7 protein-coding genes and 4 pseudogenes are annotated in these 13,357 nt (G+C 60.7%); 6 read left to right on the top strand and 5 right to left on the bottom strand.

Annotation, left to right across the window (positions count from 1 at the left end; translation table 11 throughout):
• Positions 1–302 precede the first annotated feature (302 nt).
• On the bottom strand, positions 303–2,783 hold the full coding sequence (locus tag WGT02_RS14290) for an ATP-dependent helicase (protein WP_024313589.1): 2,481 nt from the start codon (positions 2,781–2,783) through the stop codon (positions 303–305).
• 408 nt (positions 2,784–3,191) lie between these two features.
• Here WGT02_RS14290 and WGT02_RS14285 point away from each other — a divergent pair, with 408 nt between their 5' ends.
• The 3 genes and pseudogenes from WGT02_RS14285 to WGT02_RS14275 form a co-directional block, all read left to right on the top strand.
• Complete coding sequence (locus WGT02_RS14285; RefSeq protein ID WP_024313588.1) at positions 3,192–4,358, top strand: efflux RND transporter periplasmic adaptor subunit; 1,167 nt, start codon at positions 3,192–3,194, stop codon at positions 4,356–4,358.
• Positions 4,355–7,507, top strand: a complete 3,153-nt coding sequence (locus WGT02_RS14280) for an efflux RND transporter permease subunit (RefSeq protein ID WP_208250142.1) — start codon at positions 4,355–4,357, stop codon at positions 7,505–7,507. The genes WGT02_RS14285 and WGT02_RS14280 overlap by 4 nt, the downstream gene beginning before the upstream one ends.
• Before the next feature lie 251 nt (positions 7,508–7,758).
• Positions 7,759–8,237: pseudogene (locus WGT02_RS14275) on the top strand (flagellin C); the annotation flags it as partial.
• A gap of 43 nt (positions 8,238–8,280) precedes the next feature.
• Here WGT02_RS14275 and WGT02_RS14270 read toward each other — a convergent pair.
• Positions 8,281–8,562, bottom strand: a pseudogene (locus WGT02_RS14270) (flagellin C); the annotation flags it as partial.
• Between the two features lie 385 nt (positions 8,563–8,947).
• Here WGT02_RS14270 and WGT02_RS14265 point away from each other — a divergent pair.
• Positions 8,948–10,008, top strand: a protein-coding gene (locus WGT02_RS14265) for an IS630 family transposase (protein WP_112334090.1) whose coding sequence is annotated in 2 segments (ribosomal slippage) — positions 8,948–9,440 and positions 9,440–10,008 — 1,062 coding nt in all. Because the reading frame shifts where the segments join, the coding sequence is not laid out codon by codon here.
• Between the two features lie 16 nt (positions 10,009–10,024).
• On the opposite strand, the pseudogene WGT02_RS14260 reads toward WGT02_RS14265, so the two are convergent.
• Positions 10,025–10,227: pseudogene (locus tag WGT02_RS14260) on the bottom strand (flagellin); the annotation flags it as partial.
• Between WGT02_RS14260 and WGT02_RS14255 the strand changes: the two are divergent.
• Positions 10,227–10,784, top strand: a pseudogene (locus tag WGT02_RS14255) (OmpA family protein); the annotation flags it as partial. The pseudogenes WGT02_RS14260 and WGT02_RS14255 overlap by 1 nt on opposite strands.
• Before the next feature lie 49 nt (positions 10,785–10,833).
• On the opposite strand, the gene WGT02_RS14250 reads toward WGT02_RS14255, so the two are convergent.
• Positions 10,834–11,241 carry a DUF2000 family protein gene (locus WGT02_RS14250; protein ID WP_024313584.1) on the bottom strand — a complete coding sequence of 136 codons (408 nt, stop codon included), beginning with the start codon at positions 11,239–11,241 and terminating at the stop codon, positions 10,834–10,836.
• An 84-nt stretch (positions 11,242–11,325) separates the two neighbouring features.
• Here WGT02_RS14250 and WGT02_RS14245 point away from each other — a divergent pair, with 84 nt between their 5' ends.
• Positions 11,326–12,162: an AraC family transcriptional regulator gene (locus WGT02_RS14245; protein WP_374046181.1), complete on the top strand. Its 837-nt coding sequence runs from the start codon at positions 11,326–11,328 to the stop codon at positions 12,160–12,162.
• Here the strand turns inward: WGT02_RS14245 and WGT02_RS14240 are convergent.
• The gene (locus tag WGT02_RS14240) at positions 12,122–13,216 is read right to left on the bottom strand and encodes an AbrB family transcriptional regulator (protein ID WP_208250144.1); all 1,095 of its coding nucleotides are present in this window, start codon (positions 13,214–13,216) and stop codon (positions 12,122–12,124) included. The genes WGT02_RS14245 and WGT02_RS14240 overlap by 41 nt on opposite strands.
• Positions 13,217–13,357: the final 141 nt, after the last annotated feature.

The following is a 13,357-nucleotide window of genomic DNA, read 5'->3' as shown; positions in this document are numbered from 1 at the left end:
TCGGTCGTCGCGGCAAGCGCGGCCGTTTGGTATCAGGTCCCGAGGATGATCTTGTTGCAGGCAAATGCGATGGTCGGACTGCTCAAGACGGCGACCATAAGCGAGGCTGCGATCAGCGATAGCGAATAGTGTTTCATCTGCGTGCTCCTTCTCTCCACCAATCAGTGCGCGTCGGGTATCCAGTATGCGGGAGGGAGGACGACAAGCGAAGTCACGAATGGGTGAGGAAAGCCGAGCGATAGTTCGCGCCATCCCTGTGTTGTGAGAGCTATCTGAGGTTGGCGAGCAGGCTGATTTCCGCTCTACGAAACCCGCTCCACAAACCCATCGAGCACTCTCTTCTGGCCAGCCCGGTCAAAATCGATGGTCAGCTTGTTGCCCTCGATCTCGATGATGTTGCCGTTGCCGAATTTCAAGTGGAAGACGCGGTCTCCGGTCTTGAATTTCGAGGGCTCGGTCGCTGTGGATTTTGCCACCAGTTCGCCATCGATAGTGCGGCCGCGCGGGCCGCTTTCGCCGTAGCCGATGCGCTCCACAGCGTGGCCGGAACGGGTGCCCCAGTTGTCGCGGGTGGCGTCCGTCTTGTTCTGCTGCGCGCGCTTCCAGCCCGGCGTCGAATAAGAGTTGGCGAAGGGATCAGCCTTATCGAAGCGCGATTGGCCGTAGCCGCCGCGACCATAGCCGCCGTAGCTCTGCTCGGCTTCCGCCACTTCGACATGCGTTTCCGGTAGTTCATCGAGAAAACGCGACGGGATGGTGGATTGCCAGAGACCGTGGATCCGTCGGTTGGAGACGAACCAGATGTGGCAGCGGTGCTTGGCGCGGGTGATGCCGACATAGGCGAGGCGGCGTTCTTCTTCGAGGCCGGCGCGACCACTTTCATCGAGCGAACGCTGGTGGGGGAAGAGACCTTCCTCCCAGCCGGGCAGGAAGACGGTGTCGAACTCCAGGCCCTTGGCGGAATGCAGCGTCATGATCGAGACGGCGTCGAGATTTTCATTCTGCTCGGCGTCCATGACCAGCGAGACGTGCTCGAGAAAGCCGCGCATCGACTCGAAGCTTTCCATCGAGCGGATCAGTTCCTTCAGGTTTTCGAGACGGGTCGGCGCGTCGGCCGACTTGTCGTTCTTCCACATATCGGTATAGCCCGACTCTTCGAGAATCTGCTCGGCAAGCTCGGTATGGGGCGTATTTTCCAGCATTTCCTGCCAGCGGCGGAAGGATTGGACGACGTCGAAGAGGGCCTTGCGAGCCTTCGGCTTCAACTCGTCGGTCTCGATCATGTCGGCGGCTGCCGCCAGCATCGGAATATCGCGGGCGCGAGCGTAATCGTGAAGGGCGCGCACGGTGGTGTCGCCGAGACCACGCTTCGGGGTGTTGATGATGCGCTCGAAGGCGAGGTCGTCGGCAGGCTGTGCGACGAGGCGGAAATAGGCCATGGCATCGCGGATTTCGAGGCGCTCGTAGAAGCGCGGGCCGCCAATCACGCGGTAGTTGAGGCCCAACGTCACGAAGCGGTCTTCGAATTCGCGCATCTGGAAGGAGGCGCGCACGAGGATCGCCATGTCGTTCAGCAGATGCCGCTTGCCATCGGGATTGCCGCGCTGAAGCTGCTCGATTTCCTCGCCGATTTCCCTGGCTTCCACTTCGGAATCCCAGGAGGCGTGCACCTGGACCTTGATGTCTTCGGGATCGCTCCGATCAGTGAAGAGCGTCTTGCCGAGGCGGCCTTCGTTGTGAGCGATCAGGTGGCCGGCCGCACCGAGGATATGCGCCGTCGAACGGTAGTTGCGCTCCAGCTTGATGACCTTGGCGCCCGGGAAATCCTTTTCGAAGCGCAGGATGTTGTCCACCTCGGCGCCGCGCCACCCATAGATCGACTGGTCGTCGTCGCCGACGCAGCAAACGTTCTGCGGCTCACCCTTGGGGCGCTGCGCGAGCAGCCGCAGCCACATATACTGGGCGGTGTTGGTGTCCTGATATTCGTCGACGAGGATGTAGCGAAAGCGGCCGTGATACTCCTTCAGAAGATCCGGGTTCTTCCGGAAAATCGCGATCGGGTGCATCAAGAGATCGCCGAAATCGCAGGCGTTCAGCGTCGAAAGCCGTTGCTGGTAGGCGACGTAAAGTTCGCGGCCCTTGCCGTTGGCGAAGGCGCGTGCGTCGCCTTCCGCGATGTCGCCGGGGCCGAGGCCCTTGTTCTTCCAGGTGTCGATCATGCCGGCGAACTGCTTGGCAGGCCATCGCTTGTCATCGAGACCTTCCGCCTGGATGAGCTGCTTGATCAGACGGACGACGTCGTCGGTATCGAGAATCGTGAAGTCGGAGCGCAGGCCGACCATTTCGGCATGGCGGCGCAGAAGCCTCACGCCGATCGAGTGGAAGGTGCCGAGCCATGGCATGCCCTCAACAGCACCGCCGACGAGAACGGCAATGCGCTCCTTCATCTCGCGGGCAGCCTTGTTGGTGAAGGTGACGGCGAGGATCTGCGAGGGGAATGCGCGGCCGGTGTTGAGGATATGGGCAATGCGCGTCGTGAGGACACGTGTCTTGCCAGTGCCTGCGCCCGCGAGCACGAGGACGGGGCCTTCCAGCGTTTCGACGGCTTCGGTCTGCTCGGGGTTCAAGCCGGAAAGGTAATCGGGGCGCTTGCCGCCATCTCGAGCGGCCATGGCCCGGGCGGCGAGCCCTCCGGCGGCGGAAGCGGCAGGGGTCGGCTGCTTGCGCGGCGGCTCGCCCGGCTCTTCATCGAAGAAGGGGATATCGTCGAAACTATTGCTCATGGCGCGTAATGTAGTGATTCGGGATGGAAAGACCAGAAAAGATGTTCTGCTTTCATTCCCGGTCGGATGGCTGTCCTCAGCTTGTATCTGGCGTGAGAGGGCAGCAACGGCAGCGAATTGCCGGCATGTGAGACGAGAATCGTTCCCGGCGGTACCGCATCCCTCATAAACGTCAGAAAACAACCGTCATTTGACCCGAACGAAGAGACACTGCGAAACCTGCGCGGAGCGATGGGCGGATACTCCGTCGATAACTCAGTCTTGATATTACAATTCAGTAAGGAGGGGCCAATTCGCTTGCCGGTGATCAGCAAAGAGACAATATTGTCGCAGACGCGCGGCAATTTGTCCTGCGAACGCCTCTTTCGATAGACCCTGGACCAGCCTCGAGTCCCTCTGGAGACGTGAATGCCATTTTGGAAGCAGTTTATCGTTTGCCTTGTCGTGATTGCTGCCGGCTTTGCTGGATGGGTATACTTTGTGCCGGGAGCTGGCGAGACGCTGCGCAAGGCCGGCTTTAGGGAGGTTTCCAAGCTAGCGCCCGACGAGGCTGTACCGCAGCTGGCGGCCAGTGGAGAAGGGCAGTCGAGGCGTCCCGGTGGCGGAGCCCTTGCCCCCGTTCTGGTCGCCACGCAAGCCGTTGTTCGTGGCATTGTCAATGATCGGTTGAGCGCCATCGGCACGGGGGATGCGATCCGCTCTGTCGTGGTGATGCCACAGGCGAGCGGCACGATCCGCGAAATCCTCATCAAATCGGGCGACAGGATCACCAAGGGGCAGGTCCTTGCGAAACTCGACAGCGAAGAGCAAGTCATCGCTCGCGGTCAGGCGGATGTGGCGCTGAAGAGCGCCATCGAGAAATCCAGTCTCTACCACAACATCAAATCCAGCGTATCGCGCATGGATGTCTTCGATGCCGAAATCGCGGAGCAGGGCGCGCGGCTGCAGCTGCAGGCCGCCGATCTCAATCTTGAACGCCGCAGCATCGTTGCGCCGATCGATGGCATCGTCGGCATTATCCCTATCAACATCGGCGACAACGTCTCGACAACCACGCCTGTCGCGACGCTCGACGACCGAACGGAAATTCTTGTCGACTATTGGGTGCCCGAGCGCTTCGCCAACACCATCACGGTCGGCCAGCCGGTTGAGGCAACGTCGGTAGCCCGGCCCGGTCGGGTATTCTCGGGCGCGGTCGAAGCAATCGACAACCGCATCGACGCGGCCAGCCGCACAATGCGCGTTCGGGCCCGTATCGACAACGCGTCGGACGAGCTGCGCGCCGGCATGTCCTTCAATGTCGGGATGAAGTTTGGGGGTGACCGATATCCGGCGGTCGATCCGCTTTCGGTCCAGTGGGACTCGCAAGGGGCTTTTGTTTGGAAGGTTGTCGACGGCAAGTCCGGCAAGGTGCGGGTCAGTATCGTGCAGCGCAATCCCGACTACATTCTCGTCAAAGCCGATCTGAAGGATGGCGATGCCATCGTCACCGAGGGCCTGCAGCGCGTCCGTGAGGGCGGCGGGGTGCGGGTTGCCGGCGAAGTCGCGTCGAATTCGGAGCCTGCCACGCAATGAACGTGATCGAGATGCAGGACAAGCCGGCTTCCGGCAAACAGACCTTTACCGCGCTGTTCGTCCGGCGTCCCATCCTTGCGCTGGTCTTCAATGCCTTGATGATCGTCGCCGGCCTTGCGGCCTATGCCGGAATCGAAGTGCGCGAACTGCCTGATGTCGATCGGCCCATCGTGACCGTTCGCACCACTTTCGAGGGCGCGTCGCCGCAGACGATCGACCAGGAACTGACGAAGGTGATCGAGGGCGCGGCGGCTCGCGTCAGCGGCCTCAAGTCGATTTCCTCCAGTTCGCAGTTCGGCCAGAGCCGGGTGACGCTCGAATTCTCGGACTCAATCGATCTTGCCGTCGCGGCAAACGATGTGCGCGACGCCATCGGCCGTATCTCAGATCGTCTGCCCGAGGAGGCAGATGCGCCGCAGATCGTCAAGGCAGATTCCGATTCTCAGCCGATCATGCGACTTGCCGTGACCTCGTCCAAGCTCAACATGGATGACCTGACCCTTCTCGTGGAAAACCAGGTCATCGACCGCCTTGCCTCGGTCGACGGTGTTGCCGATGTCGAGACCTATGGCGACCAAGAGAAGGTGTTCCGTGTCGACGTCAACCAGAGCGAACTTGCCAGTCGTGGGCTGACTGTTGGCGATCTGACGAAGGCGCTGTCGAGCGCTGCCCTCGATATGCCGGCCGGATCGTTGAAGAGCCCGACGCAGACGATCGTCGTGCGTGCGATGGCGAGTCTGCAGACGCCGGAGGATTTCGCCAACGTCATTTTGCAGAACCGCGTGCGCCTCGGCGATGTGGCGAACGTTACGCTCGGACCGCGCGACGGACAGACGGCACTGCGCTCCAACGGCGTTCCCGGCATCGGTCTCGGCGTCATCCGCCAGGCGCAGTCGAATACGCTGAACATTTCGAACGGCATCAAGGACGCCGTTGCCGAGCTTTCGAAGACGCTTCCCGAGGGCACGCGGATCACCATCACCAGCGATGATGCCGTCTTCATCCAGGGGGCGATTCATGAGGTCGTGCTGGCGTTGATCCTGGCCGCCGTCATCGTTACCGGCGTGATCTATCTTTTCCTGCGGGATTGGCGCGCGACGATCATCCCTGCCGTCAGCATGCCGGTGGCGCTGATCGGAACCCTTGCGGCCGTCTATCTCGTCGGCTTCTCGATCAACATCCTGACGCTTCTTGCGATCGTGTTGGCCACGGGTCTCGTCGTGGACGACGCGATCGTCGTTCTCGAGAACATTGTGCGCCGCCGATCGGAAGGCATGGGGCCGCGGGCGGCCGCCGTGCTTGGCACACGTGAGGTGTTCTTTGCGGTGATCGCGACGACTGCGACGCTTGCCGCAGTCTTCATTCCGCTGTCCTTCCTGCCGGGGCAGGTGGGTGGCCTGTTCCGCGAATTCGGCTTCGTGCTGGCCTTCTCGGTCGGCCTCTCGTCCATCGTCGCTTTGACCTTGTGCCCGATGCTCGCCTCGCGGATATTGACGAAGGAGATGCTCGAGGACCACGGACTTCTCGGCCGTTTCGGCACCTGGTTTGCTGATACCTACCGGTGGTCGTTGCATGCCTGCCTGAATGCGCCGCTCGTCGTCATCGTCGTTTCCGCGATTTTCGCGGGAGCGGCTGTGCTGGCCTTCTCGACGGTTCGAAGCGAGCTGACGCCGAACGAAGACCGCGCCCTGGTGATGATGCGCCTGACAACACCGCAGGGTTCCAGTCTCGAATATACCCGCGACAAGATGCAGCGGGTTGAAGAGTATCTTCAGCCGCTCGTCGACAGCGGTGATATCAGCAACGTCTTTTCCATCTCCGGGCAAGGCGGGCAGGTCAACAGCGGCTTCATGGTGCTGACGCTGGCGCCGTGGGGTGAGCGCCACCGCACGCAGGCGGAGATTGTCGCCGATATCAACCGGGCGGCTGCAAGGGTTCCGGCTCTGCGCGGCAATGCGATCCAGTCGAACAGCCTGCGCATTCGCGGCGCCGGCAATGGATTGCAGATGGCTTTGGTTGGTAACGATCATGAGGCACTGACGACCGCAGCCGCTCAATTGGTCCAGGCACTCGACGCAAAAGGGCATTACGATACGCCGCGATTGAGCAACGAGCCGACCCAGGCTCAGGTGTCGGTCACGTTCGACCGCGAGCGGGCCTCCGATCTCGGCATCGACATTACCGGCCTCTCAACGGCCATGCAGTCGCTGCTGGAAGGGCGCTCGGTCGTCGATGTTTTCGTCAAGGGTGAAGCCTATCCGGTGCTGCTCACCTCCAACACCCGGCCCCTTGACGATCCGACGGATCTAGAGAACGTCTTCCTGAAGACCGGTGATGGCAAGATCGTGCCGATGTCGGTGATCGCGTCGCTGACGGAAAGCTCGGTCGCGCCGCAGCTGAACCGCGAACAGCAGCTCGCCTCGGTGGCGATCACTGCCGGCCTGAAGAACGGTCTCTCGCTCGGAGATGCCGTCAAGGAAGTGACCGAGATCTCCAAATCGATCCTGCCGCCCGGCGCCCGTCTCGTCCCTCTCGCTGAGGCCGCGACACTGGAAGAGAACTCGAGCGGCATGGCGCTGACCTTTGGCTTTGCCATCGTCATCATCTTTCTGGTTTTGGCCGCGCAGTTCGAAAGCGTGCTGTCGTCGGTGATCATCATGTCGACGGTGCCGCTCGGGCTCGCATGCGCCGTCTTCGCACTGATCATCACCGGGTCGAGCCTCAACATCTACAGCCAGATCGGCCTTGTGCTGCTTGTGGGCGTGATGGCGAAGAATGGTATTCTGATCGTCGAGTTCGCGAACCAGCTGCGCGATCGCGGCGAGGATGTGCGCACAGCGATCGAGAAGGCGTGTGCGCTGCGTCTGCGACCCGTGATGATGACGATGATCGCGACCATCCTCGGCGGCGTTCCGCTGGTCTTTGCGCATGGCGCTGGCGCGGAAGCGCGCGTCGCGCTCGGCTGGGTCATTGTCGGGGGGCTCGGCTTTGCGACGCTGGTGACGCTCTACATTACGCCGGTCGCCTACCTGCTTATCGCCCGCTTTGCGAAGCCGCATGCTCATGAAGAGGAGCGCCTCCACGAAGAAATGGCTCACGCATCGCGGCCTCCGGCACCAAAGGCAGGCCGACTGCAGGCGGCAGAATAGCGAAGCCCGCTGCCCTGGCGGGCAAACGCTGCGACTTATAGTTTATGAAAAGTTGTAGGATTGGATGAATTTCCTCTAAACCTTAGATGTTTTTTAAGCATGAGCGGCAATCATTCCGACAGAAACCGATAGATCCTCCAACGTTTCGGAGGGCCGCTTCGGCGCCGGTGTGAGGCGCTCCCGGACATGAAGGTTCGCGGTACCGGTTTGTTTGTATCAGTCGCGTATTGTTGTGTTCGGAGTACAGTACCTTGACGATTTATCGGCGCACTTCGGTGGATGCCGCGCTGTATATTTTGCGTGACATCGGTCGCGATATGACCAAGACGCAGAGGCAGGTATCCACCGGCCTCAGAGTGGAAAGAGCGTCCGACAACGGCGCCTATTGGGCGATAGGTTCGACGCTGAAAACCGATCAGAAAGCCCAGTCGGCTATTCGCGACGCCCTTGGCCTCGCGGCTGCGACCATGGACACAGCTTACAATGCCGTCGACAATGCGATCGATCTCGTCGACAAGGACAAGATCAACACGGATATCGCTTACCTGAAAGATCACTGCGCTCGGTTGCCCAGTCCGCGGAGTTCAACGGCGACAACTGGGTTGTTATCGACGGATCCACAGATCCGTCCAAGCCGAGGCAGATACCGTCTTCCTTCATCCGTCATTCCGATGGCACGGTGAAGGTCGACATGCTCAGCTATGAGGTCGATCTCGCACCGGTTGGTGCGGCCGGGTTCGGTTGCTGCAACGAGCTTTGCCTTGATCTCGCTGACGCTTTTCGAGTGCGCCGAAGGCCGAGCCAACCGTCGTCATCTGGTTCAGCATCATGTCGACGACGGTGATCATCTCCTTCACCTGCGCCTGGGTCGTGCTGCTGGAAACCCCAATTTCGACCTGCCCTGCCGTATTGCCGGCGCCCTTCAGCATCACATAGTTTTGCGAAGCGCCGGCCTCTGTCGCAAAATACTGAGAGGTGAGAGCGCCATACTCACCGGAGCCGGTCGTCCGATCATCAATGAGGTAACGTGCATCCTTCGAGGTGGTCGCGCTTGCACCACGACCGACCCCTATACGGGCGAGCAGAAGATGTCGAACACGTCAGGCGGGGCAGCTAAGGTAAGTTGCAGCAACAGACAAAAGTATGAATTTCTTGATCATGGACAGCGGTATCTCCAATTCGGTGTTGATGCGACCAGTATTAAGGATTGCGGCAACAAGATGAAGCAGGCTCTTCAGATACTGGAAATTGGGCAAAATGCACGGCTACTGCGGATCGCAAGCCACAGTGACAGGCTGCGTGGCCATGTCGCCCGTCGGAATACGGGCGACGAACCGTTTTTCAAGACAGCCGGTTATACCAGCGAGCGCAGAGTGCGACTCACTTGGGATTCCCGAATCGGTGAAAATCTGAATCCATGGGGCAAACGGGAGGTTTGCAATGGGTTCGGCGATTGCATTGCGCGATGATTTTGATGGTCCTGCTCTGCGGCAGTTCGCGAAAGGGACCAAGGATGCCGCTCAAGCGCGGCGGCTTCTGGCGTTGGCGGAAATTTATGACGGCGGCTCGCGTACAGATGCGGCCCGGATCGGGGGCGTGACCTTGCAGATTGTTCGCGACTGGGTCGTTCGTTTCAATGAGCACGGGTCGGCCGGGCTCCTCAACGGCAAGGCTCCCGGCAATCGGCCCAAGCTGAATGATGATCAGCGCCAGGCCTTGGCCAAGATTGTAGAGCGTGGTCCGATCCCGGCTATCCACGGTGTCGTTCGGTGGCGGCGCAAGGATCTGGTCCAATGGATCTTCCAGGAATTCCGGATCTCGATGGACGAGACCACGGTTGGTCGCGAATTGAAGGCTCTCGGCTTTGCCAAGCTGTCTGCCCGGCCGCGCCACTACGCCCAGAATGAACCCGAAGTGGACGCTTTTAAAAAGAGTTCCCTGCCGCATTGGCAGCCATCAGAAGCAGCCTCCCGAAGAATACCGAGATCGAACTCTGGTGGGCCGACGAGGCGCGCATAGGTCAGAAAAACAAGATCACCCGCCGATGGGCTCGCCGTGGCACCCGACCTTCAGCGCCGCTGGATCAACGGACGATGTGGGCGTACATCTTCGGTGCCATCTGCCCCAAGAAAGGTAAGGGCGCGGGCCTCGTATTGCCCTATTGCGATACCGACGCCATGAATCAACATCTGCTGGAAATCAGCCAGGCAGTCGATGACGGCGCTCACGCGGTCCTCATCCTCGATCAAGCCGGATGGCACGTCACGCCGAAGCTCAGCGTCCCTGACAACATCACATTGCTGTTCTTGCCGCCGCGTTCGCCTGAATTGAACCCTGTCGAAAACGTCTGGCAGTTTATGAGGGACAACTGGCTGTCGAACCGCATCTTCACAGACTACGAGGACATCGTCGCTCACTGCTGTGCCGCCTGGAACAAACTCGTCGCGCAACCCTGGAAGATAATGTCCATTGGACTGCGCGAGTGGGCGCATCGGTTTTGATCAATGCATGTTGGTATTAGACGTTCTGGAAGAGCTGGCGAACCTTGTCGTAGCTGGCGCGTTGGCGATGTTCAGCGACTGCAGGCCAAGCTGCTCCTGTGTTTGCAGGGCCCGCAGCCGGCTTGACTGCTCTTCCATGTCGGCATCGATCAGGCGGCTGATGCCGCGGGAGTAGGAATCGTCCAACGATTGCGCGAAATCGCTCTGGATGCCAATGCGCACTGCTGGGTGCCGGCGTTGGCGCGCTTGCTGGCCTGGCTGTCGGCGGCTCGCCGGTTGGACGTCGCAACGCCGCGCTGATTGGCGCCGGCGTCGGCGCGCTCGCGGGCGGTGCGGTCGGCAATTACATGGACCAGCAGGAATCCGAACTGCGCGCTCAGCTCCAGGGAACCGGCATCTCGGTCACCCGCCGCGGCGACAACATCATCCTCAACATGCCGTCCAACATCACTTTCGATGTTGATCAGGATGCCGTGAAGGCTGGGTTCTACCCGACGCTGAACTCTGTGGCGATCGTCTTGCGCAAGTTCAACCGCACGCTGATCGACGTAAACGGTCACACCGACTCCACCGGCAGCCTGCAGCACAATCAGGATCTGTCGCAGCGCCGCGCGATGTCAGTTGCCGACTATCTCGGCACCCAGGGCATCGATCCGCGCCGCGTTTCGGCCGTCGGCTTCGGACCGTCGCAACCGGTCGCCTCCAACGCCTCGGAAGCCGGCCGCGCCCAGAACCGCCGCGTCGAAATCCAGATCGCGCCTGTCACCCAGAGCTGATCAACATTGCAGGCATGAAAACGGCCGGGCCAACGCCCGGCCGTTTTCGTTATTGGTGCATCGTCGCGCCCTTGGTGATCTTGTCGACGATCTTCTTCTCCGCCCTGATGGCAATGCCGACAACCTTGGCATCATCAGGTGCATACTCGGCAAAGACAGCTCTGTTGGCGGCGTCGTGGCCGGTTGCGAACATCTCCTCGATAAACAGCGAGGAGGTTATGCCGCGCTCCAAAGAACGGCGGTGGATCGTCGATAGCGTCTCGCCCTCGGCCGACAAAACGATGATCGGCTGGATGGAAAGCGGATGGTAGAGATTGCCGGCGCGATCCTTGTAGGCCTCGCCGATGATCTCGGGATTGTGTCCGGCAAGGCCGCTCATCAGGAAGGCGGTGACGTTCAGCTTTTGCCAGGATGCAAGATTGTTTCGCAGAACGATTGCAATTTTGGTATCAAACATTCCAGTCTCTTTCATGCGGGGTCGAAAGTCGCGTTGGACCAGGATGTAAGCAATCACGCCTTCGAAGGTCTTGAACGTTTGTGCATGGAGCCCGGCACAGACGGGATCCTGACCGCACCGGCCTTTCCGGGCATCGAGCGGATCGAGGCGCAATTTTCAGGCAATGCCTTCGAGCCGCATCGCCACGATACTTATGCTCTAGGGGTCACGATCAAGGGCGTGCAGACTTTTTCCTATCGAGGCAAGCGGCGCTTCAGCATGCCTGGGCAGGTGATCGTCCTCCACCCCGATGAAGAGCATGATGGCGGTGCGGGCACAGATGACGGGCTGCAATATCGTATGCTGTATCTGGAACCGGCGCTATTGTTCGAATGCCTGGACGCCGAGAAGATCGGGCTGCCGTTCGTCGATGAACCGGTGATCGGGGATCCCATCCTGGCCGACACATTGCTCGCCGCTCTTGGCGAACTGGATCGCGAACTCGATGAGCTTTTCGTCGATGACTTCGTTTCGCGTGTTGCGGGCGGACTTGCCAAGCACGCAAGGACACCACTGCGGCCGCTCGCCAACGTGGCGTGGGAGCGCACACGATTGGCGCGGGACTATCTCGAAGCACATGCGACAGAAGCTGTGCGGTCCGGCGAATTGGAGGTTGTCACCGGCCTCGACCGTTTTTCCCTCGCGCGGCATTTCAGGGCCGCCTTTGCAACCAGTCCGCATCGGTATCTTCTTATGCGGCGGCTCCAGCAGGCACGCGTCATGATCGGAGCGGGCGAAGGACTTTCTGATGTTGCCGCGGCAACCGGTTTTGCAGATCAGAGCCATCTGACCCGCCATTTCAAGAAGGCCTATGGTCTGACGCCGGGCCAATGGGCAGGCCTCAGACGGGTTTCTCCGCAAGGCCGGAGCGCCGCGCGATAAAGCGAGCCAGCATCGGACCGGTAAACAGGATCACGAGGAAGCGGCCGGTTTGCATCGCCATCACGAAGGGCACGTCGACATCGCTGGACGCTGCAATGATGGCGACGGAATCTGCGCGCCCTGGGCTGGTCGCCAGATAGGCCGTGAGCGGATCGACGCCGGCGAATTTGTGCAAGGCAAAGGCCATGCAGCCGCAGATCGACATCAGCAACAGGATGGAGGCAGCAACGCGGGGCAGGGCACGAGCGGCGTGCATGACGATGCCACGGGTAAAGCGCAGGCCGATATTCCAGCCGATCAGGGCATAGCTGATCGCCAGAAGCCATAGCGGCAGCTCGATCGTCAGCAGACCAAAGCCTTGCAGCAGCGAGCCGAGAACCAAAGGCACGGTGATCGTACCGCCCTGGATGCGAAAGCGGACGGCAACATAAGCTGACAGGCAGGTGAGGGCGATGGTAGCGGCAAGCGCCTGCCAGTCGACTGGAGGGAAGAGGATGAATGCCGGCGGTTTGCCGCCATCGGCGGCAACCCAGAGGCGGGAAACGACCGAGGCGGCCACAGCAACAAAGACCACACGCAGATACTGCATGAAGGCGACGAGGCGGGCGTCGGCGCCGTAGGCCTCGGACATGATGACCATTGCGGAAGCGGCGCCGGGAGACGAGCCCCAAACGGCCGTCGTTCCCGGCAAAACCTGCCAGCGTGTCAGCAGCCAGCCAAGGCCTGCCGCCGCGACGATGACGGAAAGGATCATTGCGAGAAAGAGCGGCGCATCGGTCGCCATCGTCTTCAGGATATCGACCGTGATGGCGCGTGCCATCAGGAAGCCCACGAGCGCCTGCCCGAAGAGGAGCGGCCAGCGCGGCACGCGAAGCGATCCCTGGCCTATGGACAAAGCAAGGATAATCGCCGCCACCATCGGACCGATAAGGAGCGAAGCCGGTAGACCGAGCATTTCGAGCCCGACGACGAGCAGGGTCGAGATGCTGAGCAAGAGTACCCACCGCGGCAGGCTGGCGTATCGAAGAAAGCGGCTGGCATCGTACAACGGCATGATCCCATGCATGTCTTGCCAATGCTGAAACTGCAATCGAGGCGAAGCAGGGGAGCAGCACTGGCGGGTAAAAAGACCGGCCGGAGAAGCCGGAGGACACTGCGCCGATATAGGCGCCAGCCATGGAAGGGGTCAATTGCG

Origin of the sequence: Rhizobium sp. T1470, from assembly GCF_042140505.1 — a bacterium.
Taxonomy (GTDB): Bacteria; Pseudomonadota; Alphaproteobacteria; order Rhizobiales; family Rhizobiaceae; genus Rhizobium; species Rhizobium favelukesii.
Note: the sequence above shows the minus strand (reverse complement) of the source record. Positions and strands in the feature narration are given on the sequence as shown.

Bases quoted from the DNA above. Each gene is read 5' to 3' on its own strand.
- WGT02_RS14290 (WP_024313589.1), bottom strand. From the start codon at position 2,783: ATGAGCAATAGTTTCGACGATATCCCCTTCTTCGATGAAGAGCCGGGC.
- WGT02_RS14250 (WP_024313584.1), bottom strand. From the start codon at position 11,241: ATGTTTGATACCAAAATTGCAATCGTTCTGCGAAACAATCTTGCATCC.
- WGT02_RS14240 (WP_208250144.1), bottom strand. From the start codon at position 13,216: ATGCCGTTGTACGATGCCAGCCGCTTTCTTCGATACGCCAGCCTGCCG.
- WGT02_RS14280 (WP_208250142.1), top strand. From the start codon at position 4,355: ATGAACGTGATCGAGATGCAGGACAAGCCGGCTTCCGGCAAACAGACC.
- WGT02_RS14245 (WP_374046181.1), top strand. From the start codon at position 11,326: ATGGAGCCCGGCACAGACGGGATCCTGACCGCACCGGCCTTTCCGGGC.
- WGT02_RS14285 (WP_024313588.1), top strand. From the start codon at position 3,192: ATGCCATTTTGGAAGCAGTTTATCGTTTGCCTTGTCGTGATTGCTGCC.